The 25,373-nt window shown below is 73.1% G+C and carries 27 protein-coding genes and 3 tRNA genes; 12 read left to right on the top strand and 18 right to left on the bottom strand.

Annotation, left to right across the window (positions count from 1 at the left end; genetic code table 11):
• Positions 1-13: 13 nt before the first annotated feature.
• The 4 genes from K0V08_RS13720 to K0V08_RS13705 form a co-directional block, all read right to left on the bottom strand.
• Positions 14-544, bottom strand: a complete 531-nt coding sequence (locus tag K0V08_RS13720) for a hydophilic protein (protein WP_227266963.1) — start codon at positions 542-544, stop codon at positions 14-16.
• Between the two features lie 124 nt (positions 545-668).
• Positions 669-1,577 (bottom strand): alanyl-tRNA editing protein, encoded by a 909-nt coding sequence (locus tag K0V08_RS13715; protein WP_079531480.1) that lies wholly within the window; start codon positions 1,575-1,577, stop codon positions 669-671.
• A 64-nt stretch (positions 1,578-1,641) separates the two neighbouring features.
• The gene (locus K0V08_RS13710; protein WP_011931747.1) at positions 1,642-2,409 is read right to left on the bottom strand and encodes a YidC/Oxa1 family membrane protein insertase; all 768 of its coding nucleotides are present in this window, start codon (positions 2,407-2,409) and stop codon (positions 1,642-1,644) included.
• A 103-nt stretch (positions 2,410-2,512) separates the two neighbouring features.
• Complete coding sequence (locus K0V08_RS13705; protein WP_174239472.1) at positions 2,513-2,833, bottom strand: DUF6412 domain-containing protein; 321 nt, start codon at positions 2,831-2,833, stop codon at positions 2,513-2,515.
• A 142-nt stretch (positions 2,834-2,975) separates the two neighbouring features.
• Between K0V08_RS13705 and K0V08_RS13700 the strand changes: the two genes are divergently transcribed.
• The 3 genes from K0V08_RS13700 to K0V08_RS13690 are packed head-to-tail and all read left to right on the top strand — an operon-like array spanning position 2,976 to position 4,728.
• A complete protein-coding gene (locus K0V08_RS13700) occupies positions 2,976-3,392 on the top strand; it encodes a PadR family transcriptional regulator (protein WP_011931745.1) in 417 nt (138 codons plus the stop codon).
• Positions 3,389-4,465, top strand: coding sequence for a hypothetical protein (locus K0V08_RS13695; protein WP_079531477.1), 1,077 nt, complete (start codon positions 3,389-3,391; stop codon positions 4,463-4,465). The genes K0V08_RS13700 and K0V08_RS13695 overlap by 4 nt, the downstream gene beginning before the upstream one ends.
• Positions 4,462-4,728 (top strand): response regulator transcription factor, encoded by a 267-nt coding sequence (locus K0V08_RS13690; protein WP_375232097.1) that lies wholly within the window; start codon positions 4,462-4,464, stop codon positions 4,726-4,728. The genes K0V08_RS13695 and K0V08_RS13690 overlap by 4 nt, the downstream gene beginning before the upstream one ends.
• A 100-nt stretch (positions 4,729-4,828) precedes the next feature.
• Here the strand turns inward: K0V08_RS13690 and K0V08_RS13685 are convergent.
• Positions 4,829-4,901: transfer RNA gene (locus tag K0V08_RS13685), tRNA-Arg, on the bottom strand.
• A 201-nt stretch (positions 4,902-5,102) separates the two neighbouring features.
• On the opposite strand from K0V08_RS13685, the gene K0V08_RS13680 reads away from it, so the two are divergent.
• Entirely contained in the window at positions 5,103-6,458 is a 1,356-nt protein-coding gene (locus K0V08_RS13680; protein WP_158218992.1) for an alpha-amylase family protein, read from the top strand.
• Positions 6,459-6,497: 39 nt separating this feature from the next.
• Here K0V08_RS13680 and K0V08_RS13675 read toward each other — a convergent pair whose 3' ends face one another.
• From K0V08_RS13675 to pheA, 11 genes are all read right to left on the bottom strand, one after another.
• Positions 6,498-6,863 (bottom strand): hypothetical protein, encoded by a 366-nt coding sequence (locus K0V08_RS13675; protein ID WP_011931742.1) that lies wholly within the window; start codon positions 6,861-6,863, stop codon positions 6,498-6,500.
• A 91-nt stretch (positions 6,864-6,954) separates the two neighbouring features.
• A complete protein-coding gene (locus K0V08_RS13670) occupies positions 6,955-8,031 on the bottom strand; it encodes a Gfo/Idh/MocA family protein (RefSeq protein ID WP_079533636.1) in 1,077 nt (358 codons plus the stop codon).
• Positions 8,032-8,048: 17 nt separating this feature from the next.
• The gene (locus tag K0V08_RS13665; protein WP_079531473.1) at positions 8,049-8,747 is read right to left on the bottom strand and encodes a ThuA domain-containing protein; all 699 of its coding nucleotides are present in this window, start codon (positions 8,745-8,747) and stop codon (positions 8,049-8,051) included.
• A 169-nt stretch (positions 8,748-8,916) separates the two neighbouring features.
• On the bottom strand, positions 8,917-9,984 hold the full coding sequence (locus K0V08_RS13660) for a LacI family DNA-binding transcriptional regulator (RefSeq protein ID WP_079531470.1): 1,068 nt from the start codon (positions 9,982-9,984) through the stop codon (positions 8,917-8,919).
• 61 nt (positions 9,985-10,045) lie between these two features.
• Positions 10,046-10,591, bottom strand: a complete 546-nt coding sequence (locus K0V08_RS13655; protein ID WP_227325020.1) for a hypothetical protein — start codon at positions 10,589-10,591, stop codon at positions 10,046-10,048.
• A gap of 68 nt (positions 10,592-10,659) precedes the next feature.
• Positions 10,660-10,751 (bottom strand) — tRNA-Ser (locus tag K0V08_RS13650).
• A gap of 400 nt (positions 10,752-11,151) precedes the next feature.
• Positions 11,152-12,408: an LCP family protein gene (locus K0V08_RS13645; protein ID WP_079531468.1), complete on the bottom strand. Its 1,257-nt coding sequence runs from the start codon at positions 12,406-12,408 to the stop codon at positions 11,152-11,154.
• A 16-nt stretch (positions 12,409-12,424) separates the two neighbouring features.
• Positions 12,425-12,509: transfer RNA gene (locus K0V08_RS13640), tRNA-Ser, on the bottom strand.
• A gap of 173 nt (positions 12,510-12,682) precedes the next feature.
• Positions 12,683-13,504 (bottom strand): HAD family hydrolase, encoded by an 822-nt coding sequence (locus K0V08_RS13635; protein WP_079531466.1) that lies wholly within the window; start codon positions 13,502-13,504, stop codon positions 12,683-12,685.
• Positions 13,501-14,781 (bottom strand): serine--tRNA ligase, encoded by a 1,281-nt coding sequence (serS, locus tag K0V08_RS13630; RefSeq protein WP_011931735.1) that lies wholly within the window; start codon positions 14,779-14,781, stop codon positions 13,501-13,503. Before serS ends, K0V08_RS13635 begins: the two co-directional genes overlap by 4 nt.
• A 61-nt stretch (positions 14,782-14,842) precedes the next feature.
• A complete protein-coding gene (pheA, locus tag K0V08_RS13625; RefSeq protein WP_079531463.1) occupies positions 14,843-15,799 on the bottom strand; it encodes a prephenate dehydratase in 957 nt (318 codons plus the stop codon).
• Between the two features lie 49 nt (positions 15,800-15,848).
• Here pheA and pgm point away from each other — a divergent pair, with 49 nt between their 5' ends.
• Both pgm and K0V08_RS13615 read left to right on the top strand, forming a co-directional pair.
• A complete protein-coding gene (gene pgm / locus K0V08_RS13620) occupies positions 15,849-17,489 on the top strand; it encodes a phosphoglucomutase (alpha-D-glucose-1,6-bisphosphate-dependent) (RefSeq protein WP_079531461.1) in 1,641 nt (546 codons plus the stop codon).
• A gap of 64 nt (positions 17,490-17,553) precedes the next feature.
• Complete coding sequence (locus K0V08_RS13615; RefSeq protein ID WP_050976285.1) at positions 17,554-18,051, top strand: ribosomal maturation YjgA family protein; 498 nt, start codon at positions 17,554-17,556, stop codon at positions 18,049-18,051.
• Here the strand turns inward: K0V08_RS13615 and K0V08_RS13610 are convergent.
• Entirely contained in the window at positions 18,048-18,944 is an 897-nt protein-coding gene (locus K0V08_RS13610) for an amidase domain-containing protein (RefSeq protein WP_011931731.1), read from the bottom strand. The genes K0V08_RS13615 and K0V08_RS13610 overlap by 4 nt on opposite strands.
• 248 nt (positions 18,945-19,192) lie before the next feature.
• Between K0V08_RS13610 and K0V08_RS13605 the strand changes: the two genes are divergently transcribed.
• The 3 genes from K0V08_RS13605 to K0V08_RS13595 all read left to right on the top strand — a co-directional run bounded on the left by K0V08_RS13605 (position 19,193) and on the right by K0V08_RS13595 (position 20,111).
• Positions 19,193-19,540 carry a hypothetical protein gene (locus K0V08_RS13605; protein WP_011931730.1) on the top strand — a complete coding sequence of 116 codons (348 nt, stop codon included), beginning with the start codon at positions 19,193-19,195 and terminating at the stop codon, positions 19,538-19,540.
• The gene (locus K0V08_RS13600) at positions 19,541-19,759 is read left to right on the top strand and encodes a hypothetical protein (protein WP_011931729.1); all 219 of its coding nucleotides are present in this window, start codon (positions 19,541-19,543) and stop codon (positions 19,757-19,759) included.
• Between the two features lie 67 nt (positions 19,760-19,826).
• Complete coding sequence (locus tag K0V08_RS13595; protein ID WP_011931728.1) at positions 19,827-20,111, top strand: GNAT family N-acetyltransferase; 285 nt, start codon at positions 19,827-19,829, stop codon at positions 20,109-20,111.
• A gap of 257 nt (positions 20,112-20,368) precedes the next feature.
• Here the strand turns inward: K0V08_RS13595 and K0V08_RS13590 are convergent, their stop codons facing one another.
• Entirely contained in the window at positions 20,369-21,418 is a 1,050-nt protein-coding gene (locus tag K0V08_RS13590; protein ID WP_079531458.1) for a lipoate-protein ligase LplAB, read from the bottom strand.
• A 78-nt stretch (positions 21,419-21,496) separates the two neighbouring features.
• Between K0V08_RS13590 and K0V08_RS13585 the strand changes: the two genes are divergently transcribed.
• From K0V08_RS13585 to K0V08_RS13575, 3 genes are all read left to right on the top strand, one after another.
• Positions 21,497-22,177, top strand: a complete 681-nt coding sequence (locus K0V08_RS13585; RefSeq protein WP_079531456.1) for a Pr6Pr family membrane protein — start codon at positions 21,497-21,499, stop codon at positions 22,175-22,177.
• A 64-nt stretch (positions 22,178-22,241) separates the two neighbouring features.
• Complete coding sequence (locus K0V08_RS13580) at positions 22,242-22,874, top strand: alpha-ketoglutarate-dependent dioxygenase AlkB (protein WP_011931725.1); 633 nt, start codon at positions 22,242-22,244, stop codon at positions 22,872-22,874.
• 283 nt (positions 22,875-23,157) lie between these two features.
• On the top strand, positions 23,158-25,332 hold the full coding sequence (locus tag K0V08_RS13575; RefSeq protein WP_079531453.1) for a phosphocholine-specific phospholipase C: 2,175 nt from the start codon (positions 23,158-23,160) through the stop codon (positions 25,330-25,332).
• Positions 25,333-25,373 lie beyond the last annotated feature (41 nt).

Raw genomic sequence — 25,373 nt, 5'->3', positions numbered from 1 at the left:
GCCACGCTACGCGCTAGGCGGAGGGGCGACCCTCGGCGGCGTCGGCGGTCGCGACGTCGGACTCGGTGGATGCACCGGGCTCGACGGTGGCCTGCGCCTCGTCGTCCATGGTCTCCAGCGTGATGTCGGCCTCAGGGGCCTCCTGCCCGTCGGCGTCGAGCGGCACGATGTAGTCGCCGAGGCGGCGGCGGGCCGCCTCCTCGCGCTGCACGCGGATCCGCTCGAGCTTCTCCTCGCGCAGGCGCAGGCGCTCGGTGTCGACCTCGACGCGGCGCACGGTGACGCCGCGGGTGGGGCCGGCGGCCTTGGCCGGCGTGGTCTTGCGGCTGGGCTCGCGCTTCGCGGCGTCGCTCGCGGGCTTCCGCGACGGGGCGGTGCCCGACTTCGCGGCCGCCGAGGCGGGCTTGGTCGACACGGCCGGCGGCTTGCCCGAACCCGGGCAGCGCTCGTGGTTCCGTCCGTGGTCGAGGATGTTGCCCGTGGCCATGCCGACGGGGTTCGCCTTGCCGCAGACCGAGCACTTCGTCGCGGGGGTTGCTGCCACGTTCGATACCACTTTCCATCGCCGCGCCGTCGCCGGACCGAGGATGCCGGTCGGCCGGACGGCGCCTGTCCACGCTACCCGACGCGGGAGGTGCGGGGATACCGGAGTCCCCCGACCAGGCGTATCAGGCGGGGACGCAGGTGGTGCGCATCCGCACCACGACGGCGCCGTCGGCCTCCTCGACCTCGAGGTCGATCGTGATGGACGCGAGCTCGTCGAGGCCCGCGAGGTGCGTGCCGCCGCAGGGGATCCGCGCGGTGCCGCCCGGCAGCTCGCAGACCCAGGAGCGGCGCGAGGTGAGCAGGTCGCCCTCGCGCTCGATCCGCGCGGCGGCGCCCGAGGCCACCCAGCCGGCGAGCGTGGCGTCGACCGCCTCGCGCACCTCGTCGAGCCGCTCGACGAGGGCGGCGGGCACGAAGCCCTTCTTCCGGAGCGACTTCCCGAGGCGGTACGTGTCGACGGAAGACCACGGTCCGATGCGCGAGGTGGCGATCGCGAGCGCGTCGAACCCGGGGGCGCCGAGCGCGTCCGTCGGCACGTCCTTGGTCCACGCGTCGGCGAGCGCGCGGTCGAGGGCGAGGGAGGCGAGGTGACAGCCCGTGTGGCCGGCGCTCAGCGCCCGACGGTGCTCGGGATCCACCGCTACCTCGACGGCGTCGCCCACGCGGACGTCGGCGTCGCCCGCCACGACGTGCACGGCGACGAACGACCAGCCGTCCGCGCCCTTCTTGACCGGGACGTCGGCGCCGACGTGGAGCGTCGCGTCCTCCGCAGGATCCGTCGACGCCGCGCCGACGACGCAGTCGAGCACCTCGATCCCCGCGCCGCGCACCCGCAGCACAGCGCGGTCGGCGGGCTGGTCGGGCCAGGCCGCGTCGACGGGGTGGCACGCGGTCGCGTCGAGCACGACGGCGAGCGTGCCGTCGGCGAGGTCGTCGACGCGGAGGACCTGACCCTCGGAGGCGACGGATCCCGCCGGGTAGGTCACGCGCGTGGGCGGCAGGGCGACGGCGCCCGCGGTGGTGGAGGTCATGGCGGCTCCCGGCTCGGTGTGCCTCGATCCTCGCAGACGGGGTGCGGCGGGACGGCCGGCTGGATCATGCGGCGGCCGTCCCCCGGGATGGCGCGCGGCCGAGGACGCGCCGCAGCGCCGCGCGCTCGAGGAGCGTCCACGCGGCGCTCGACAGCAGGTACAGGGCCGCGGCGAGCGGGGCGATCCCGGCGAAGACGACCGTGACGAACGGCAGCACCCGCATCATGGCGGTCATGCCCGCCATGCCGGGGAGGGCCGGGTCGACGGGTGCGGGCGGCCCCTGGAACCGCAGGTCCGCGCGGCGGCGCACCTCGATCACGATCGCGAGCAGCCCGAGCACGACGACGGAGACGACGAGCGGCGTGACGCCCATGGCCGCCGCCGACAGCGCGCTCGACCCCAGCGGGATCCCCGCGAACGGCGCCGCCAGCAGCGCATTGGCCTCGCCGCCGATCCGCGCGTGGGCGAACAGGGCGTAGACGGCGGCGAGCACGGGCGCCTGCGCGAGCGTCGGGAGGCAGCCGGCGAGCGGCGACGCGCCCTCGCGCGCGTACAGCTCCTGCGTCGCGCGGGACAGCTGCTCGGGCTTCCCGGCGTGACGGCGCCGGAGCTCGGCGAGCGCGGGGGCGATCCGGCGGCGCTGGATCTCGGCGCGCACCTGCGCCACGCCGACCGGCACGAGCAGGGCCCGCACGCCGAGGGTCAGGAGGATGACGGCGACGCCGGTCGCGGAGGCGCCGGCGAGGGGATGGATCAGGTCGGCGAGGCCGACGACGAGCTGGGACAGTCCGTCGAGCACGGCTCGGACGGGGGCGATCGATGTGGGGTCCACGGGGTTCCTTGCGACGAGAGCGGAGGGGGTCCGTCTGGTCGTCGCATGCGGGCGCGCGCCGGGTCCGTGCCGCGCGGTGGCGGCGGACCCCTGCTGGTCGCGGTCAGGCGGCCGGGAGCGGCGCAGGCACGACGACCTGCATCCGGCGGCCCGGCGCCCGGGAGCGCTCGTGCCCGTCCGCGTCCGGGTCGCTCGAGGAGACGAGCACCGGGAGGTCGACGTCCTCGTCCGGGCCGAGCGGCGGCGCGGCGGATCCGATGAGCCCGCGCGCGGCGGCGATGCGCACGAGGGCGATCGCGGCGGCCACGGAGGCGGCGCCGAGGAGGGCCGCGAGGAGGATCGCGGGCGTGACGCCCGCGCCGCCCAGCACGACGTCGCCCACGAGGGCGAGCACGCGGCCGAGGGCCTCCAGGACGATGGGCATGCCCGACGGTAGCACCGGGCCCGGCGCGAGCACGAGGGTCGGCGCGCCCGCTCATCGCCTCCGTCGCGGACACCGCCGTGCACGGCACTACGAGGTACCGCGCATTGCGTGATACTGTGCGACGCATGAGAGAGATCGACTGATGGACACCACGCAGCTCCTCAAGGGCGCGCTCGACACCGCGGTGCTCGCCGTGGTGCAGCACGACGACGGGTACGGCTACGACATCGTCCGGCGCCTGCGCGACGCGGGCCTCGGCGACGTCGGCGACGCCTCCGTCTACGGCACGCTCCGCCGCCTCTACGCGGCCGGCGCCCTGTCGAGCTACGTCGTCCCGTCCGAGGGCGGACCGCACCGGAAGTACTACGCGATCAACCCGGAGGGCCGCGAGCTGCTCGCCGGGCAGCGCGCCACCTGGGCGGCGTTCGCGACGGCCATGAGCGGGCTCCTCGGCGAGCCGGCCCCGGCGCCGACCCACCGCAGCAGGAAGGCCGGTGCCACCGGCGAGGGCCCCGTGCCCGCATCCGTGAACGTCCGCACGATCGGAGAGAAGCCGTGAACACCGCAGATCCCACGCTCGACACCCGCATCCGGGCATTCGCGGCCGCCGTGCGCGACCGCCTCGCCGACCTCGATCCGGAGGACGTCGACGACCTCACGGGCGGCCTCGAGGCCGACCTGCAGGAGGAGGCCGCGGATCACGACGGCGCCCTCCAGCTCGGCGACCCGGTGCGCTACGCCGACGAGCTGCGCAGCTCGGCCGGGCTGCCGGAGCGGGCGGTCGCGGCCGCCTCGACCTCGCCCCTGGCGCAGCTGAGGGAGACCGTCCGCGAGCGCCTCGGGGAGCTGCACGCGCGGATCTGCGCGAACCGCGAGCTCTCCGCGATCCTCGACCTGCTGATCGTCTTCCGTCCGGTGTGGTGGCTGCTGCGGGCGTGGGCGGGCTACCAGATCGCGGTCATCGTGCTCTCCATCTTCTTCGGGTCCTCCAGCTCGTTCGTGGTGCTTCCCGGCGGCCCCGTCGGCTGGATCCTCCTGATCCCGCTCCTGGTGGTCAGCGTCCAGTGGGGACGCGGCGAATGGGCGGCCAGGCCCTCGCTACGCAGCTTCCGCTCCGCGGTGAGCGTCGTCACGGTCCTCGCGCTCGTCGTGCTGATCCCGGTCGCCATCGAGCGCTCCAGCAGGGGCGACTACGTCGACCACTCGTCGTCGCCGAGCAGCTCCTACGTACCGCAGGAGCTCACCCTCGACGGCAAGCGCATCAGCAACGTCTTCGCGTACGACGCCGAGGGGAACCTCATCGACCGCGTGCAGCTCTTCGACCAGGACGGCGAGCCGCTGAGCGTGGTGCCGCCCGCGCTCGCGGAGGTGGACTCCAGTACGGGCGAGCAGCTCGAGCCGAGCACGGGCGCCTGGAACGCCTTCCCGCTCTCGCTCCGCGACGCCGGGCGGATCGGGCACCTGAGCGTCGAGGAGATGGGGTCCGGCCGCCCTCCGTTCGCGAAGGCGCTGCCGCTGCCCGCACTGAAGGGCTCGACCTCCACGCCGACCCCGTCCGCGACCGCGACGCCCGGATCCACTCAGGAGGAGGGCACGCCCTCGCCCACTCCCACCCCGGAGCCGACGCCGTGAGCGCCCTCGTCGACCACGGCCACGCGGCGCACGGGATGGGCGCGGACCTCGCGCGGCTGACGGCCCGCGAGCGGGAGATCCTCGTGCTCGTCGCCCGCGGCCTGTCGAACGCGGAGATCGCCGGCCGGCTGTTCCTCGCGCCCACCACCGTGAAGACCCACGTGAGCCGCACGCTCGACAAGCTCGGCGTGCGCGACCGACTGCATGCCACGATCTGGGCGTACGAGAACCGCGTGGTGGAGCCGCTCGCGTCGACGCGCTGAGGGGCCGGATCCGCTCCCTGCCCCGGATACGCGAACGGCCCGCCAGTGGCGGGCCGTTCGGCATTCTGTCTCAACCAGAGAGATGCACCCGGAGGTGCTGTGCGCCCGGAGGGATTCGAACCCCCAACCTTCTGATCCGTAGTCAGATGCTCTATCCGTTGAGCTACGGGCGCAGTCCTGCGGCGATGATCCCCGCGAGCGGCGATCAGGCCGGGAGACAGACTACATGCTGCGGGGCCGCCCCGCGAATCCGCGCCGCCGACGCACCGCCGCCGCCCCGCCGCGCCCCTCCCGCTGTCCGGCGGAGCCCGGCCGACGGACGCCTCGACCCCCGCTCATTAGGCTTGATCGACCCGAACCGCGAGGAGCGACCCTTGGCATCCTGGACCGACCACGTCGTCTGGTGGCACGTCTACCCGCTCGGCTTCACGGGCGCGCCGCAGACCCGCGACGACCTCGCCGGACCCGTCGGCGGATCCCCCGCGCATCCCGACGCGCCGCCCGCCCACCGCATCGACCGCCTCCGCGCGTGGCTCCCGTACCTCGTCGACCTCGGCGCCAACGGCCTGCTGCTCGGCCCGGTCTTCGACTCGGAGACCCACGGCTACGACACCCGCGACCACTTGACGCTCGACCCGCGACTCGGCGACGACGCCGACCTCGACGCCCTCCTCGCCGACGCCTCCGCGCGCGGCGTGAGGGTGCTCCTCGACGGCGTCTTCAACCACGTGGGACGCAGCCACCCGCGGTTCGCGCAGGCGCTCGCCGACGGCCCGGGATCCGAGGCCGCCTCCTGGTTCCGCTGGGACGGCGCCGGCGCGCCCGTCGGCTTCGAGGGCCATGGCGCGCTCGTCACGCTCGACCACGACTCCGAGGCCGTGCGCGCGCACGTGGCCGAGGTGATGATCCACTGGCTCGACCGCGGCATCTCCGGCTGGCGCCTCGACGCCGCCTACGCCGTCCCCGCGTCGTTCTGGGCCGCGGTCCTCCCGCGCGTCCGCGAGCGGCACCCCGACGCGTGGTTCGTCGGCGAGATGATCCACGGCGACTACGCGGGCTACGCCGCCGAGTCGACCATCGACTCGATCACCGCCTACGAGCTGTGGAAGTCCATCCGCAACTCCTTCGCGGAGGGGAACCTGTTCGAGCTCGACTGGACGCTCACCCGGCACGCGGAGCTGCTGCCGTCGTTCACGCCGCAGACCTTCATCGGCAACCACGACGTGACGCGCATCGCGTCGGCGGTGGATCCGCGTCACCTCGGCCACGCGATCGCCCTCCTGCTGCTGCTCCCCGGCATCCCCTCGATCTACGCGGGCGACGAGCGGGGCCTCACCGGGGTGAAGGAGGACCGCGCGGGCGGAGACGACGCCGTGCGCCCCGAATACCCGGCCTCGCCCGACGACCTGCGCGACGACGAGCACGCCGCGCGGATCCGCAGCCTGCACCAGGAGCTCGTCGGACTCCGCCGGCGGCACGCCTGGCTGGTCGACGCCCGGATGGAGACATCCGGCCTCACCAACACCGCGCTCACCATCACGCTGCGGCCGTCGGGCACGGGCGCGGCCGGCGGTGTGGCACCGGGCTCGCCGGGCGCGCTGCGCCTCGTGCTCAACATCGGGGACGAGCCCGTGGAGGTCGCGGGCTCGCCCGACGGTCGAGAGGCGGGCGACGTCGCCGGCGACGGACGCGTGCCCGGGCACTCCTGGGCGGTGCTGGCCGGCGCGTAGCCGGAGCCGGGCCGCGATCCGCGACCGCACTCGGTCGGGTCAGATGGCGCGGTGCGGCCATCCGTAGACCTCGGCGAGGAGCGCGGCGCGGGCGGCGTGCGCCGCGGCCTCCTCCTGCGCCTCGGCGTCCGGGTCCTCGTCCGCCGGAGCGAAGTGCCCGTCCGCGATCTCCGGCTCGTCGTCGTCGAACGGCCGGTGCGTGAGCGGCCACTCGACCGCCGTGAGCGGAGGCCATACTGAGGGGTCGGTGACGTCCGCCTCACGTTCCCGCGGGTCGTCGTCCGCATCCGCCTCGCACGCATCGGCGCCGAGGAGCTGCGCGTCGGCCGCATCCGGCTCCACCGCGCGCAGCCCCTCCCCGTCGCCGTACGGCGCGAAGAGGAATTGCGAGAAGTGGCGGGTCACGGCGTCAGGCTAGTAGTCCGCGGCTCCCAGGAACGGTCCGATGGTCGGGTTGTGGAAGGCTGCCCACTACCTGTTCGCGGACGCCCTCAGATCAGTCCCCCGAGCGTCCCGGTTGCCCCAGCGGGACGGCCTCCGGACGCCCCACGGTGCTCCGGATCTCGCCCGTCGCGCCGGGGTCGAGGATCGCGTCCATGACCTCGAGCACGTGGAACGCGAGCTCGCCGGATGCCCGGTGCGGGACCCCGCGACGGATCGCGTCTGCCATCTCCGCGAGGCCGCAGCCGCGGCCCGCGTCGACGAAGCCGGCGCTCGGCTCGACGTCCGTCCACTCGCGGTCCGCGGACGTCGCGACCTGCACGGGCCCGGAGAAGTGGTTCGGGTCGGGCACCGAGAGCGTGCCTGCGGTGCCGTACACCTCGATGTTCGGGATCCGCGTGGCCCAGACGTCGAAGCTCATCGTGACGGTCGAGACCGCGCCCGACGCGTGCGCGAGCACGGCGCTCACGTGGGTGTCGACGGTCACGGGGATCTCGCGCGACTCCGGGTCGGAGGCGGCCGACCGTACGCGGTCGGAGCGCAGCGACGCGCCCTGCACGCGCGTGATCGGACCGAGCAGCGTCACGAGCGCCGTGAGGTAGTACGGCCCCATGTCGAAGAGGGGGCCGGCGCCGGGCTGGTAGTAGAAGGCGGGCGCCGGGTGCCAGAGCTCGTGGCCGGGCGCGCCCCAGAAGGCGTTCGCGGCGACGGGCTTCCCGATCGTGCCGGCGTCGAGCACGGCGCGGGCCGTCTGGATCCCGGTGCCCAGCACGGTGTCCGGCGCGGATCCGACGCGCAGGCCCTTCTCCTCGGCGAGCCGGAGGATCGGCTCGGCCTCCGCGGGACTGAGCGCGAGCGGCTTCTCGCCGTACACGTGCTTGCCCGCCTCGAGCACGCGGAGGTCGACCTCGGCGTGCGCGGCGGGGATCGTGAGGTTCAGCACCGTGTCGATCCGCGGGTCGGCGATGAGGTCGTCGACGCTCAGCGCGTCCACGCCCTGCGCCTCGGCCACCGTGCGCGCGCGGTCGAGGTCGAGGTCCGCGACGGCGACGAGCCGCACGCCCGGCAGGGTCTCGAACGCGGCGAAGTACTGCTCGCTGATCTTCCCGACCCCGATGATCCCGAGGGTCATGGCGTCCTCGTCGTGCGTCAGCGTGCTGCCCACAGGAGGCCCCTCTCGATGATGGTGCGGACGTTCGGGTCCTCGACGACCTCGATGCGGTGGCCGGGGGCGGAGACGAAGATGCGGCCCTCGCCCCACTGGCGGGTCCAGATGGCGGGCGCGGTGACCGGGCGGTGCCACGGATCCCACGGCCGCACTGTCTGCGTCGTGGTCGCGAGCACGTCGTTGTACTCGTCGCTGAGGATCCAGTACTGCTCGGTGACGAGGTCGAAGTCCGCGATGCCCTGCGTGATCTCGTGGGTGCGCCCGAGCTCGGTCATCTCGACCGTGTAGGGGATGTAGTTGTCGGACTGCTCGCCGGTGCGCTCGGCCGGGTCCTTGCCCGCGTGGTGGGCGAACTGGCCGCCGATCATGTGCAGGTAGTCGGCCGTGTTCCGGTAGGAGTCGGCGATGCCCCCGTGCCAGCCGGCCATGCCGGTGCCCGCGACGACGGCGGCGTACAGGCCGGCCATCTCCTCGGGCTCGATCGTGGTCATGGTGTTGGCCTGCACGATGAGGTCGGTGGCAGCCATGACGTCGGCGTCTGCGTAGACGGCGGAACCCTCCTCGACGCGCACCTCGAATCCGTTCTCCTCGAGGAACGGGATGAACAGGCCCGTGGTCTCCACGGGCATGTGGCCGTCCCAGCCTCCGCGGACGACGAGCGCCTTCCGGGCGGCGGTCACGCGAGCGCCGTCCGGGTCGGGCGAGCGCGGGGCGGGCGGGCATGCGTGCGGGGGATCTGCATCACTGGCGACTCCTTCGTCGGGCGCGGCCGGGCTGCAGCCGCGCGCCTCGAACGCTACGCACCGGCGGCGAGGCGGGGCAAGGAGGGCGCCGCCGATCCGAAACGTTTCACTCGGGTGACGACACCGCGCCCGTCGCCGGCGCGGCCGTGCTCGCGCGGACCACGAGCGCCGTCGCGAGGTCGAGCCGGGTGGGCTCCTCGCTCCGGCCCTCGCGGATCCGGAGCACCATGCGCGCCGCGGCCTCCGCCATCTCGCGCACGGGCTGCCGCACCGTGCTGAGCGCGGGCGAGACGATGCGGGCGAACGGGAGATCGTCGTAGCCGAGCACGGAGAGGTCCTCGGGGATGCGGATCCCCCGCTCGCGCGCCGCCTCGTAGAGCCCGAGCGCCTGCTCGTCGTTGCCCGCGAAGATCGCGGTCGGTCGCTCGGCACGGTCGAGCAGCTCGCCGCCCGCGCGGTGCCCGGCGGTCCGCCCGAAGTCGCCCTCGACCTCGACGAGCGAGACCCCGGATCCGGCCGCCTCGAGCGCGCTGCGGAATCCCGACATGCGGGCGCGCGAGTAGAGGCGGTGCGGCGGGCCGCTGATCGCGCCGATCCGCCGGTGCCCGAGCCCCAGCAGGTGCTCCCCCGCGGCGTGGCCGCCCTCCCAGTTGGTGGATCCGACGGCCGGCACGTCCGCGGCCGGGGACCCCGCGGGATCCACCACGACGAACGGGATGCCGCGGCTGCGCAGCTGGCGCTTCTGCGCGGGCGCGAGGTCCGAGAACACGAGGACGAGGCCCATCGGCCTCCGCTGCATGACGCCCGCCATCCAGTCGCCGTCGAGCTCCTGGTCGCGCCCGTGCTCCGTGACGATGACGCTCAGCGCATGCTCGCGCGCGACCGCCGAGACCCCGCGCAGCAGGTCGACGGAGAACCCCGTGTCGACGACCTCCAGCACGATCTCGATCAGCGCGCCGTGCGGCCGCTCGGCCCCGCGCCTGCTGTAGCCGTGCAGCTCCATGAGCTCCTCGACGCGGGCACGGGTCGCCGGGGAGATGCCCTTGCGCCCGTTCAGGACCTTGCTGACGGTGCCGATGGACACGTTCGCCTCGCGCGCGATGAGGCCGAGGGTGGTGCCGGAACCGTGCTCGGGGGCCGGCGGCCGCGGCGCATCGGGAAACATGTCGGTCATGGGGGCGATGCTAGGCCGATGCGCACGCATCGATGCGGGCCAGGCTCGGGGAGCGGCGCCCCTAGGGGACGAGTCCGGGCACGGCGGCCACCGCGTCGTCCACGGACGGCCTCCTCGGCGGGACGTTGGCCGGATGCACGTCCAGGTCGCTCGCGACCTCGACGGAGACGACGCGCGGGGCGAACGCGTCGCCGTGCACGACGATCCAGCTGCCGACGAGGAGGAACGCGTCGTCGCCCGCGGTGAGCGGTCCCGTCACGTGGAACGCACCGTAGGCGGGCTCGTCGAACGTGACGCGCGCCACGGTGCCGTGGTGGAGGTCGGCCACGGAGCCGGGCAGACCGCCCTGCGGCGGGACGTCGTCGCCCGGGCGGACGGAGAGCGCCTGGATCTCGCCGGCGGCGCCGAGCGCGGTGTCCGCGACGACCATCTGGCCGTTGGACGCGACGCGGACCGATCCATCGACGGCGTAGAGGCCGTATCGCGGGGAACGGATGACCACGCTGACCGGATCACCGGGCGACAGCGCGGACAGCGCGTCGCGGATGGCCTGCACATCGCGCCGAGAACGGCCCGTCGACAGCTGGTCGAGCATCTGGCGGTCCATCCGTCGAGCGTACCGGCCCACGATCGCGGTCATGGACGGAGCGGCAGCGAGCCGGGGCGACGGGAAGATGGCGGAGACGGTGGGATTTGAACCCACGGTACCCATACGGGTACTCCACCTTAGCAGGGTGGTGCACTAGGCCGAACTATGCGACGTCTCCAGACGTACCCGTCCACTGTACCGGACGCGGCGACCTGGTCACATCCCCGCGCACCGGCGGGCGGGCCCGAACGGGGGGTGCCGTGCGGTTGTCCCCCATTCGACGGACACGTAGTGTCTGTCTCGACGCGTGTGCCGGACCCGACCGGCTTACCCCGCGCGTGTCGATGTGTCAGCCCAGAGATGTCCCGCTCGCCCACGTGGCCGCGGCCCCGGATCCCCCGAACCGGCGCCGCTCACCCTCACGCACGCGACGACGTCGCGAGCCCCCCGTGGGCGAGAACACGAGATTCTCGTCCGGCGGAGGATTCGGGTCGAAAGCTGAACGAGATAGACGGGTCCTCGCTGCATAGGGTGTGCGGCGGGGATCCGTCGCCCTCACCTGATGCGGACCAGACACCTCACTTGAACGCCTTCGAGCACGTGACCGTGCCGGCGTCGGTGCCGGTGATCGCCTCGGGCAGCACCGTGGGCGAGGAGGCAGCCGGCTGGGATCCGTCGCCCGCAGCGGGAGCGCTCGCCGACGGAGCCGGGGTCGACGCGGCGGGCTGCTCCGTGACCGCGCCGAGTCCCGTGTTGCCGGCCTTCACCTCGAACGGGGCGTCCGTCTTGAGCAGCTGCATCAGCTGGTCGCCGTCCGTCTTCAGCGGCTGGACCTTGCCGGCGTAGACGCCGGTGCCCGCGGTGGTGCCCGGGTACTGCAGGAAGTGCACCTGGTCGAGCGGGATGTCCTTGAGGGCCAGCGCCATGGACGCCATGGTCTGGTAGTCGAGCGAGGTCGAGCGCTGCATGTTGTCCACCGCCGCCTTGGCCAGGCCGTATACGCGCGTGGGATCCGACAGCGTGCTCGACTGCTTCATGGTGCGCACGAGCGCCGAGAGGAAGACCTGCTGATTGCTGATGCGGGCCAGGTCGCTGCCGTCGCCGACCGCGTGGCGGGTGCGGAGGAACTGCAGCGCCTGCTTGCCCTGCAACGGGGTGACGCCCGCGGGGAGGTCGAGGTCGGTGCGCTTGTCCTTGAGCGGGCTCGCGAGGCAGACGGGCACGCCGCCGACGGCGTTGGACATCTCGATGACGCCGTTGAACTCGATGAGGGCCGCGTAGGGGATGTCGAGGCCGGTGAACTGCGCGACGGTCTTCGCGACGCACGGCAGCCCGCCGTCGGAGAGCGCCGTGTTGAGCGGTGCGGCGGCGATGGCGGGCGCGGTGCCGGATCCGTCGCTGCGGGCGCACGCGGGGATGGGCACGACCATGTCGCGCGGCAGGCTGACCACGCTGGCCTGCGAGTGGTCGGCCGAGACGTGCAGCACCATGTTGACGTCGTTGAGCGCGCCGTCGGTCTTGCCGTAGCCGTCGCCCTGGCCCTGTCGCGTGTCGGATCCCGCGAGGAGCACGTTGAACCCGCCGTCGAGCGCGCCGACGCCGACCGTGGTCTGCTCGGTGCCGTCGCTGATGTCGACGGTGTTCGCCTGGACGGACTTGTTCAGATCCCACAGCGCGATGGTGCCCACGGACAGACCGCTGACGAGCAGGACCGCGACGCCCATGGCGATGCCCTTGACGATCGTGCGCGCCGCGCTCGGTCGTCCCAGCCGGCCGTGGCGGGCGATGACGGGGACCTTCGCGGTCCGCCGGGGGCGCAGGGGCGCGTCGCTCATGCGGATCCTCTCCGGGCGGAGGGCGTGGGATTCGAACCCACGAGACATCTCTGCCCACCAGTTTTCAAGACTGGCTCCATCGGCCGCTCGGACAGCCCTCCCGATGCGCGCCCTCCCGCGTGGCGGGCGACGTGCGATCGATGAGGATCCTACCGGTGGCCGGTCGGCCCGCGGTGGTGCGGCCGGGTGACCGCGCGGGATGCGCCACTCTTGCACGCGGCGGATCAGAGCGGGCTGAACTCTCCCCATGCGGGGAATCGGTCGTCTGCGGACGTCAGAGGCGGGAGAGGACCGCGGCAGCGCCGTTCTCCGTGATGGGGCCCGTGACCTCGGTGGCGACGGCGATGACCTCGGCCGGCGCCTGGCCCATCGCGATGCCGCGGCCGTGCTCGCCGGCCCACTCCAGCATCTCCATGTCGTTGCGCCCGTCGCCCATGGCGATCACGTGCGTGCGGGCGACGTCGTGCAGCTCGCGCACGCGCTCCATGGCCGTGGCCTTGTTCACGCCGTCCGGCGCGATGTCGAGCCACGCGGTCCAGCCGATGGAGTAGCTGACGCGGTGGAGCCCCATGCGCTCGACCACGTCCTGGAAGTCCTCCAGGTCGTGGCCGGGCGAGATGACGACGACGCGGGTCGCGGGCACGTGCAGCAGGTCCTCGAACTCGACGTGGCGACCGTTGGCCTCGAGCGCGCCGTCCGGGAAGTCGCCGCCGGAGTAGAGGTACACGCCCTCCTCGTCCTCGACGGCGTAGCGGCCGCTCGCGAGGTGCGGGCGGATCCGCTGCAGCACGTCGGCGGGGTCGAAGGTCTCGACGAAGCGGCGCGAGTACCCGGTGGGGGCGTCCGCGTCGCGCTCGAGGACGATCGCGCCGTTGGAGCACACCATGTACCGCGGGTGGATGCCCAGGCGGTCGACGATCGGCAGGGTGTCGGCGACCGAGCGGCCGGTGGACGGCATGACCAGATGGCCGATCTCCTCCATCCGCCGCACCTCGCGGATGACCGACTCGTCGAGCGAGCCGTCCTCGCCGAGGAGGGTGCCGTCGATGTCGAGGGCGATGAGGAGGCGGTCGGCGTCGGGCACCCGCGGGGTCATCGGGCGGCCTTCGCCGCGGCGGGCTCGAGCACCTCGAGGCCGCCGAGGTAGGGCCGGAGCGCCTCGGGCACGCGCACGGAACCGTCCGCCTGCTGGTGGGTCTCGAGGATCGCGACGATCCAGCGCGTGGTCGCCAGCGTGCCGTTGAGCGTGGCGACGGGCGAGGTGCGACCGTCCTCGCCGCGGAAGCGCGTGCCGAGGCGGCGGGCCTGGAACGTGGTGCAGTTCGAGGTGGAGGTGAGCTCGCGGTAGGCGTCCTGGGTGGGGATCCACGCCTCGACGTCGTACTTGCGGGCGGCGCTGGATCCGAGGTCGCCCGCCGCCGTGTCGATGACGCGGTAGGAGAGGCCGAGGTCCTGCATCATGCGCTCCTGCATGGCGAGCAGGCGCTCGTGCTCCGCCTCGGCGTCGGCCGGGTCGACGTAGCTGAACATCTCGAGCTTCTGGAACTGGTGCACGCGGATGATGCCGCGGGTGTCCTTGCCGTAGGAGCCCGCCTCCTTGCGGTAGCAGGTCGACCAGCCGGCGTAGCGGATGGGGCCCTGGGCGAGGTCGAGGATCTCGTCGGCGTGGTACCCGGCGAGCGCCACCTCGCTCGTGCCCGTGAGGTAGAGGTCGTCGTCGTCGAGGTGGTAGACCTCGTCGGCGTGGGCGCCGAGGAAGCCGGTGCCGGCCATGATCTCGGGCTTCACGAGCGTGGGGGTGATGAGCGGCACGAGGCCCGCCTCGAGCGCGCGGGCGAGGCCGAAGTTCATCAGGGCGATCTCGAGCCGCGCGCCGATGCCCTTGAGGTAGTGGAAGCGGGCGCCGGAGACCTTGGCTCCGCGGCCCATGTCGATGGCGTCGAGGATCTCGCCGATCTCCAGATGGTCGCGCGGGGCGAAGTCGAACGAGGGCTTCGCGCCGACCTCCCGTACGAGCGCCCAGTCGTCCTCACCGCCGGCGGGGACCCCGTCGATGACGATGTTCGGGATCCGCCGCATGGCCTCGTCGAGCGCCGACTCGGCCTCCTGCGCGCGCTCCTGCGCGGCGGTGACGCGTGCCTTCAGCTCCTGCACCTCGGCGATGAGGCGCGGCTTGTCGGCCTTGTCGGCCTTCGCGACGAGCTTGCCGTGCGCGTTCTGCTCGGCGCGGAGGCCCTCGAACTCGGTGACCGCCCGGCGGCGCTCGGAGTCCGCGGCGACCGCCTGGTCGACCACCTCCACGGATGCGCCGCGCAGCTCCTGCGAGGCGATGACGAGGTCGGGATGGTCGCGGAGGGTCTGCGGATCGATCACCCCGTCACTCTAACGAAGCGGATCGGGCGCGTCCGGGCCGGAACCGGCCGGCGGCGACGCGTCAGTCGCCCGCGCCTGGCTCGGCCGAGACGATGCCGCGCAGCCAGTCGCGCGCCTCGAGGAAGACGTCGTCCTCGTACCGCGCGCGGTAGGTGCTGGGCGTGCCGTCGGCCCGGGGGTACGAGCCGAGGAAGGTGACGCGCGGGCTGAAGCGGCGGATCCCGAGCAGGGCGTCGGCCACGCGCTCGTCGCGCACGTGCCCCTCCGCGTCGATGACGAACCGGTAGCGGCCGAGCGCGTCGCCGATGGGCCGCGACTGGATGAGCGTGAGGTTCACCCCGCGGGTCGCGAACTGCTCCAGGAGGTCGAGCAGGGATCCGGCGCGGTCGTCGGGCAGCTCGACGATGAGGCTCGTCTTGTCGGCGCCCGTGCGCTGCGGCAGCGTGGTCGCGCGGCCGACGAGCACGAAGCGCGTGACGGCGTTCGGGTTGTCGCCGATGCCGCGGGCGACGGCCTCGAGCGGCTGGCTCTCCGTGATCTGCGGGGGCGCGATGGCGGCGTCCGCGATCCCGCCGTCCAGCAGGGACAGCGCCGCGGCCACGTTCGAGGACGCGGGCACGTGCCCGTGCGTGGGAAGCTCGCGCTCGAGGAAGCGGCGGCACTGGCCGTAGGCGACGGGGTGCGCGGCGACCGTGCGCACGTCGGCGAGCGCGGTACCCGGCCGCACCACGAGGTCGAACGTCACCGGCACGAGGTGCTCGCTGAGGATCCGCAGCCCCGGGATGTTCGCGAGCGCGTCCTGCGTGGCCGTCACCCCGCCCTCGATCGAGTTCTCGATCGCGATCATGGCGGCGACCGAGGTGCCGGACACGACGTCGGCGAGGGCCTCCGAGGCGTTGTTCACCGCGCGCCACGTGCGCCCGCGAGCGGCCTCCACCTGCTTGAGCGCTGCCTCCGTGAAGGTGCCCGACGGCCCGAGGTAGCTGTACGTCTCGTCGGGTCGCGGGGTCTCGGCCATGCCTGCACCCTAGATGGGAATCGGCCGGGCCCGGTGCCAGGATGGATCCATGCATGACCGCGCAGGCACCGCCGCCCTCCCGTCCGACCTCATCGACATCGACGAGCTGATCCGGGCGTACCACGACCTCCACCCCGACGTGGAGGATCCGGAGCAGAAGGTGGCGTTCGGCACGAGCGGCCACCGCGGCAGCTCGCTGAAGGCGGCGTTCAACGAGGACCACATCCTCGCGATCACGCAGGCGATCGTGGAGCACCGCGCCGAGCAGGGCATCACCGGCCCCCTCTTCATCGGCCGGGACACCCACGGGCTCTCCAAGCCCGCCGAGGACACCGCGCTCGAGGTGCTCGTCGCCAACGGCGTGCGCGTGCTCGCCGACTCCCGCGACTCCTGGTGCCCCACCCCCGCGCTCTCGCACGCGATCCTCCGCTGGAACCGCGACGACGCGCACGGGGACGACGACGTGGCCGACGGCATCGTCGTGACCCCCAGCCACAACCCGCCCGCCGACGGCGGCTTCAAGTACAACCCGCCGCACGGCGGCCCGGCCGACTCCGACGCCACCGGCTGGATCGCCGCACGCGCCAACGCGATCATCGCGGGCGGCCTCGTCGACGTGAAGCGCGTCCCGCTCGAGGAGGCCCGCGGGCGCGTCGAGGGCTACGACTTCCTCGGCCACTACGTGGACGACCTCGGCTCCATCATCGACATGGAGGCCATCCGGAAGGCGGGCGTACGCATCGGCGCGGACCCGCTCGGCGGCGCGTCCGTCGAGTACTGGGCGGCGATCGGCGAGCGCCACAGCCTCGACCTCGAGGTCGTGAACCCCGAGGTGGATCCCGCGTGGTCGTTCATGACGCTCGACTGGGACGGGAAGATCCGCATGGACCCGTCCTCCTCCTCCGCGATGGCGAGCGTGCTCGCGCGCAAGGACGACTTCGACATCCTCACCGGCAACGACGCCGACGCCGACCGACACGGCATCGTCACGCCCGACGCCGGGCTCATGAACCCGAACCACTACCTCGCCGTCGCGATCGACTACCTCTACGCGCACCGGCCCGAGTGGCGCGCGGACGCGGCGATCGGCAAGACGCTCGTCTCCTCCAGCGTGATCGACCGGGTCGCCGAGTCGCTCGGCCGTCGCCTCTGGGAGGTGCCGGTCGGCTTCAAGTGGTTCGTGCCCGGCCTCATCGACGGATCCGTGGGCTTCGGCGGCGAGGAGTCCGCCGGCGCGAGCTTCCTCCGCATGGACGGCACGGTCTGGACCACGGACAAGGACGGGATCCTGCTGGCGCTGCTCGCGTCGGAGATCCTCGCGGTCACGGGCAAGACGCCGAGCGTCCTCTACCGCGAGCTCACCGAGCGCTTCGGCGACCCGGTCTACGAGCGCGTCGACGCCGCCGCGACCAAGGCGCAGAAGGCGACGCTCGGCAAGCTCGACGGAGACGCCATCGCGGCCACGGAGGTGGCGGGCGACCCGATCACCGCGAAACTCAGCACCGCGCCCGGCAACGGCGCTGCGGTCGGCGGGGTCAAGGTCGTCACGGACAAGGCGTGGTTCGCCGCGCGCCCGAGCGGCACCGAGGACGTCTACAAGATCTACGCCGAGTCGTTCGTGGGGCTCGACCACCTGCACGCGGTGCAGGCGGAGGCCAAGCGGATCGTCGACGCGGCGCTCGACGCGTAGCGGGAGGTCGCGGATCCGGCGCCGCCCTGGGCGCGTTCGCATCCGAGGTGCATACGCTGGGAGCATGCGCCATTCCGGGGATGTGGACGCGTTCGTCTGGGACGAGCCGTCGATGCACCCCGCCGACGGTCCTCGCGATGCCGCGCCGGTCGTCGACCGGGACGTGCGGCTCCCCGACGGCCACGCGCGCCGCCGGATCGTGTCGCTCGGGGCGCTCCTCGCTGTGGTCGTCGCCGGCATGGTCGTCACGCACAGCGACGGCCGCGGGCTGTGGCCGGACGTCTTCTACGCCGCGGCGATCCACCTCGCGCTCATCGCGGTGATGCCGCGGGTCGACCCCGTCGTGCACGGGGCCGCCGTGCTCGTGTGGTGCACCGGCATCGAGCTGCTGCAGATCACCGGGTGGCCGGCGCTGTGGGCGCTGCACGTGCCGCTCTGCCGGCTGCTGATCGGCACGGGCTTCGACCCGGTGGACCTCGCGGCCTACGCGGCGGGGGTCCTGCTCGTGCTGCTCGTCGACCGGCTGCTGCGCGCCGGGCGCGGGATCGGCGACGCGGGCTAGGCGACGCTCCAGAAGTGGACCTCGGCGCCCGGGTGCTCCGTGGTGATGGTCGCGTCGAGGTCGCGGTAGTCGTTGTCGAGGTTGTGGCCGACCATCTTCACGACGTTCCCGCCGTCCTTCGGCTCGATGGCCGAGACGATCTGCGTGTGGTCGGGCGAGGAGTTGCGGTTCCAGTCGAAGATGACGATGTCGCCGACCTTCAGCTGGTCGCGGTCGGCGAGCTCGAGGCGCTTCACGCCGAGCGTGGACGCGTTGGCCGCGAGCCACTTGTCGAAGGTGGGCACGTGGATCCACGCGTAGGTCCAGTCGGATCCGCCGCCGCGGTTGTGCCACTCGTTCGTCATCTGCCATCCGCGCTGGATGAGGCTCTGGCTCACGAAGTTGACGCAGTCGCCGCCGGAGGGGTTGAAGTTCCCGTACTCCTCGAGGTTGTAGGCGTCCCAGTGGGCGAGCGCGTACTGGAGCTGCTTGTCGACCGGCGTCTGCGCGGCGTACGCGGCGGTCGCCGTGGTCAGCGCGGCGTCGCCGGCCATGACCTGGATGTCGGCGGAGCGGTCCTCGTAGTCGGTAGAGCGGGGCGCCACCACGGTGACGGATCCATCGCCGGCGACCTGCAGGTCGGTGCCCGCGGTGCCCGCGAACATGACGGCGGTCGCGCCGGAGAGGCCGGCGCCGGTGAGCGTGACGGTCTGGCCACCCGACACGGAGAGCGTCGCCGGCTCGACGGAGGTGACGGCGGGCGAGGACCCGGAGGCGGCGGGCTGCCCATCGGCTCCGGCGCCGAGGGTCGCGCGCGGCGCCGGCTCCTGACGGGTGCAGGCGGCGAGGACGGCGGTCACGGGGACCGCGAGCGCGGCGGCGAGGATGTTGCGGCGGCGGATGTCGGCGGTCACGTGGTGCTCCGGGGATAGGCGATGCCCGGGTCCCGGGCCTCGTCAGGATACCTCGCGTCCCCGAGCGTCCCTGGATGCCGCGGCCGGTTCACGCTCGGTGCCGCGCGACGTCCCTCACCCGCGGGATACCGGGGATTGACCAGACGTTCGTCTGACAAAACCTCCCGAGATCACCCTCGGTGCGCCATCCCCGACGCCGTGGCGCACGACGCCACGATCACGAACACCACCATCGAGGAGAGGAACACATGCCCCGCTTCATCGCCGCAGCATCTCCACGGAGGACGGACGAGCGGCCGCGCCGCAGCGCACGCCGACAGCTCGCCGTCCTCGCCATCGCCATCACCGCGGCCCTCACCACGGTCATCGGCCACTCCATCCCGGCGGAGGCCGCCGAGCACCCGGTCAGCGCGGCCACCGCCGTGCACGCGGGGGCAGCTTCCGCCGCCGCGCCGACGTCCGCCGTCACCGCTCCCGCCTCGGCCGCCGGCGGTACGTCGACCGCCTACACGCCGTCGGGCGCGGAGGCGGCGGACCCGCACCAGATCGGCGCGAGCGCGAGGTCGTTCGGCTGGAACTGGCACGGCGGCTTCTGAGTGGACATCCCCGCGAGCGCGTGGCCGATCCTCGTCGCGTTCGCGGGCAGCGCCGCCACGGCGGACTTCTGCCGGGTCCCGGAGGTCGGGTGGCTCCTCTGCGCGATCGGCGGCGCCGTGACCGCGGCCGTGGTCGAGTGGGTCAAGCACCACCCGCCGTGCCCGAACGACGGGACCTTCCGGTTCTACACCGGAGACCGGGAGAGCTACTGCCACTGATCCCGGCATCCCGCGATGCGCGCCCCCTCCCTGGGAGGGGGCGCGCATCCGCGCATAGGCTGGCGGGATGAGCGTCGACGTGACCCACGACCCCGACGGCTCGCGCTACACGCTGTGGCTCGACGGCGAGCGCGCGGGCTTCGCGGACTACCTGATCCAGGGCGACCGCATCGTCTTCACCCACACGGAGGTCGACCCCGCGAAGCGGCGCGGCGGCCTCGGCGGGGAGCTGGTGCGGGCGGCGCTCGACGACGTGCGCGGCGGATCCCGGACGGTCGTGGCCGCGTGCCCGTTCGTCGCGGAGTGGATCGACGAGCATCCCGACTATCGGGAGCTGCTCGAGCGGGGCTGAGCGGGTGCGCTCGCGAGGCGCACGCATGCACCTCGCGAGTCCGCTCCCCCGACGGGTCTCCCCGTCGCCCGCGGTCGCGAGCGGAGCCTCCTGGAGAGGTTCGATCGGACCGCTGTCGCCGCTCGGCCCCGCGGGGCCGGAAGGACGACGAGGTGACTCTATGCGCGCGGATCCGGATGGGAGCTGGGCCCGTCGCCCGGTGGACAGGTCCGACGTGGAGCGGACATCCGGGCTTCGCCAGGCGGACAGTCCCCCGTTCAGGGGACGCGCGTGAGCCACTCCGGCGTCGAGAACTTGTCCTCCACGAGCTGGCGGGTCTTCGCCCACTCCTCGGGCGTGACCCGCCCCGGCTTCCCGCCGTAGAGGCCCGTGAAGGTGTCCTTCATCCGGTCGATGATGTCGGCGCGGCTCATGCCCGTCTGGCTCCGGAGCGGATCCACGCGCTTGGCGGCGCTGGTGATGCCCTTGTCGCTGATCTTCTCGCGGCCGATGCGGAGCACCTGCACCATCTTCTCGCCGTCCATGTCGTAGCTCATGGTGACGTGGTGCAGCACGGCGCCCGCGCCCAGGCGCTTCTGCGCGGCGCCGCCGATCTTGCCGGTGGGGCTCGTGATGTCGTTGAGCGGCTGGTACGACGCGTCGATGCCCAGCGAGCGGAGCGCGGTGATGACCCACTCGTCGAGGTAGGCGTACGAGTCGGCGAACGTCATGCCCTGCACGAGGTCGACGGGCGCGTAGATCGAGTACGTGATGACGGCGCCGGCCTCCATGTACATGGCGCCGCCGCCCGAGACGCGGCGCACGACGTCGAAGCCGTGGGCCGCGGCCTGCTCGGCGTCGACCTCGTTGCGGAGCGACTGGAAGCTGCCGATGACGACGGCCGGCTGCTCCCACTCCCAGATGCGCAGCGTGGGGTTCCGGCGACCGGCGCCGACCTCCTCGGCGAGCACCTGGTCGAGCGCCATCTGCTCGACGGGCCGGTAGGCGCGGTCGTGGATGACCTCCCACTCGTAGTCGCCCCAGTTCGTGGCGCGCGCGAGCGAGCGGCGGATCGCGACGGCGACGGCCTCGGGCGAGAAGCCGAGGAGCACGGCCTGCGGCGGGAGAGCGCGGCGGATGGCGGCGGCGATCGCGTTGGCGTCGCTGTCCTCCGGGAGGCCGTTCACCGCGCCGTCGATGGCCTCGAGCGCGTCGTCCGGCTCGAGGAAGAAGTCGCCCGCCAGGCGGAAGCCGGAGATGCGCCCGTCGGTCACGTCCAGGTCGACCACGACGAGCTTGCCGCCGGGGACCTTGTACTCACCATGCATCCACCCAGCCTAGGCCGCGGCACGGGCCGCGCACGGATCCCGGATCACCATCGCCTGGGCGATGTGGGACGGTGGAGCGTGCGCATCATCTGGGCGGCCATCCGCCTCCTCACCGCCCTGACCGTGCTGGTCGCCGTCGCGAGCCAGTACGTCGTGAGCTCCTCGTACTGGCGCAGCATCGGGGTCGAGGGGATCTGGGGCAAGACGGTCGACTTCCTCATGTACTTCACGATCGAGTCGAACCTGCTGGCCGCCGTCGTGATGGCGGTCGGCGCGGTGCGGCTGCTGCGGCGGGCACCCGCGCCCGGACGCGGCTGGACGACGCTCCGGCTGGCGGCCACCACGTACATGGTCACGACCGGCATCGTCTACAACCTGCTCCTGCGCGGCCTGCCGACGATCCCCGGCGGCGACCTCCCGTGGTCGAACGAGGTGCTGCACGTGGCCGTGCCGCTGCTCGTGCTGCTCGACTGGCTGTTCGCGCCCGACCGCCGGGCGCTCGACTACGCCGCGGTCGGCCGGGTCGTGGTCTTCCCGCTCGCGTGGGTCGCGATCACGCTCGCGCGCGGGCCGTTCACGGGCAACGAGGTGACGGGGGCCGCCACCTACTACCCGTACCCCTTCCTGGATCCCGCGACGGGCGGCGGCGGGTACGGGACGGTCGCGGTGTGGGTGCTCGTCATCGCGGCGCTGATCTGCGGACTGACGCTCCTCCTCACGTGGGCCGGCCGTCGCGCGTCCCGCGCTCCGGCAGCCTGATCGCTCTCTCCCCGGCCGATCGTCGTTCGAACATGCGTTCGAACATCCGGGCTATGCTCGCGCCATGAGCATCGCATTCCAGGCCTCCCTCTTCGACGACCTCCAGGCGGATCCCGGCCTCGGCGCGCTCGGCGCGGAGGTCGAGCGGCTCGACCTCGGGCAGGGTGCCTGGCTCGACATCCGGCCCGGCTGGGTCAGCGACTCCGACGCGCTGTTCGAGCGCCTCGTGGAGGACGTGGAGTGGACGGCGGACACGCGGCTCATGCACGGGCGCACCGTGGAGGTGCCGCGCCTCCTGTCGTGGTTCGGCCCGCGCGCGCCCCTGCCCGCGCCCGTCCTCGTCGAGGCGCGCGATGCGCTGAACGAGCACTACGGCCGCCCGCCCGGGCAGGTGCTCGAGACCGCGGGGCTGTGCTTCTACCGCACGGGCGACGACAGCGTCGCGTGGCACGGCGACCGCGTGGGGCGCGCCATCGACCGCGACACCATGGTCGCCATCGTGTCGGTGGGCGCGGCGCGCACGCTGTCGCTTCGACCGAAGGGCGGCGGCGAGGTGCGGCGGTTCCCGCTCGGGCACGGCGACCTCGTCGTCATGGGCGGCAGCGCGCAGCGCACGCACGAGCACGCCATCCTCAAGACCCAGAAGGCCGTCGGGCCGCGCATCAGCATCCAGTTCCGGCCGGTCTGGCCCGCCTGAGCCGTCACCGCCCCGATCGGGGACACGCGGAGGCGATGGGAACGATCCCGCTGTTCAGGAGGCATTCCGCCGGATGTCGCGCTGGGCGACCAGCTGTTCCCCTCGAGCGGGGAGGATCTCGCCTGGCATCGACGCTCCCAGGCGCGACCCGCCGGGATCCCCCGCGTCGAGCCGAGCACGCGTCCGAGCGGAACCCCGCGACGGCGCGCGCCCTCCGCGTCGCCGCACCGTGGGATCCCCCGCCCGCGGGTCCCGGCACGATCCAGGAAGAAGGACCGTCACCGTGAGCACCTCCAAGCCCGAAGAGCACGCCCCGGACGTCGACCTCGCGGCCGGCGTCGACGCCGCGCCCCCGCTCGACCCCTCGCGCCCCTACCGCACCGGGATCCGCCCGGGCGTCAGCCGCCGCACCGTCCTGCTCGGCGGCGCCGCCGCGATCATGGCGGGCGTGGCCGCCGGATCCGCGGCCGGCGCGCCCGGCGCGGCCACGGCCGCCACGGCCGCCGCCCGCAAGAACCTCACCCGCTCCATCAAGGACGTCGAGCACGTCGTGATCCTCATGCAGGAGAACCGCTCGTTCGACCACTACTTCGGCACGCTGCCGGGCGTCCGCGGCTTCGGCGACAAGCAGGCCGTCGAGTACCCCGGCGGCGGCACCGTCTTCGCGCAGCCGGACGCGAGCCGCACCGACGGCGGGCACATGCTGCCGTTCCCGCTCGACTCGTCGCGCTTCAACGCGCAGGGCGCCGGCGGCCTCGACCACTCCTGGAAGGGCGGGCACCAGGCGTGGAACAAGGGCGCGTGGGACAACTGGGTCGTCGCCAAGAGCGAGCAGACCATGGGCTACTTCACGAAGGACGACCTCCCCTTCCACCACGCCCTGGCCTCCGCCTTCACGATCGCGGACCACTACCACTGCTCGCTCATCGGCCCGACGACCCCGAACCGCCTGTTCCAGTGGACCGGCACGATCGACCCGCGCGGGAAGGCCGGCGGTCCCGCCATCGACAACCCCGACGACTACGCCCCCGTCTTCGGCTGGACGACCTACCCCGAGCGGCTCCGGCAGGCCGGGATCACCTGGAAGACGTACGCGAACGACGAGGTCGGCGACGAGGGCACGCACCCCTACGTGGGCGACTACGGCGACAACCCGCTGTGGCTGTTCCACCAGTACCACGAGGCGCTCGCCTCGAAGGATCCCGCGACGCGTCAGCTCGCGCTCGACGGCGGGCTCCACGACGGGTGGAAGCCCGACTCCGGCAAGGGCCTCGACGTCACGCACCTGCTCGAGGAGTTCGGCCGGGACGCCGCGGCGGGCACGCTGCCCGCGGTGTCGTACGTCGTCGCGCCGTACGGCTGGAGCGAGCACCCGAAGGCCAGCCCCGACTACGGCGCGCACTACACGAACGCGGTGATCCAGGCGCTCATGAGCAACCCGGACACCTGGGCGCGCACGGTGCTCCTCATCAACTACGACGAGAACGACGGCTACTTCGACCACCAGCTGCCGCCGCTCGCCGAGCCCGGCACGCCCGACGAGTACGTCGACGGCCTGCCCGTCGGCTACGGCACGCGGGTGCCGCTCACGGTGGTGTCGCCGTGGAGCCGGGGCGGCTGGGTCGACTCGCAGGTGTTCGACCACACCTCGGTGATCCGCTTCCTCGAGACCTGGACGGGCGTGCACGAGCCGAACATCTCCGCCTGGCGGCGCGCGATCTCCGGTGACCTCACCTCGTGCTTCGACTTCGCGCACCCGGACTTCTCCGTCCCGTCCGCCGACGAGGTGCTGCCGATGAGCGCGACGCAGGCGCTCGTCGCGGCCGCCGACGCCGACATGGCGAAGCCGCCCGTGCAGGAGCCCGCCGTGGGCGCGCAGCGCATGCCCGAGCAGGAGGCAGGCAGCATGCGCCACCGCCCGCTCCCCTACCGGCAGGACGCCGACGTGGCCGTCGACCGCGCGAGCGGCCGGGTGACGCTGACGATGCGCAACCAGGGCAAGCAGGGCGTCTCGCACCAGGTGTTCCCCAACATCGCGCTGCCGTTCGCATCCACGCCCTTCACGGTGGCGCCGCGCGGGAAGGCCGCCTACACGTGGGACAGCTCGGCGCACGCCGGCGCGTACGACTTCAGCCTCTACGGACCCGACCGGTTCCTGCGCCGCTTCGCCGGCACCGTCGTCGCGGCGGGGACGGCGGACGTCCCCGTGCCCCGGGTCTCGGCCGAGACGATCCCCGGCGGCAAGCCCGTGCTGCGCCTCACGCTCGCGAACGACGGGACGCCCTCGGTGCACTACACGCTGACGGCCAACGACTTCATCACGCGCGAGCGCCACGAGACCGTGAAGCCCGGACGCAGCACGACGGTGAACTGGCCGGTGGACGAGTGGGGCTACTACGACGTGGTGGTCACCGACGGGGCCGGGTTCCGGTACCGCTACGCGGGTCGCGTGGAGTAGCGGCTCCGATCGCACGACGACGCCGGCCGGCCCCGTGGGGG

This window comes from Clavibacter michiganensis (genome assembly GCF_021216655.1).
Taxonomy (GTDB): Bacteria; Actinomycetota; Actinomycetes; order Actinomycetales; family Microbacteriaceae; genus Clavibacter; species Clavibacter michiganensis.
This window is presented reverse-complemented; position numbering and strand designations above follow the sequence as displayed.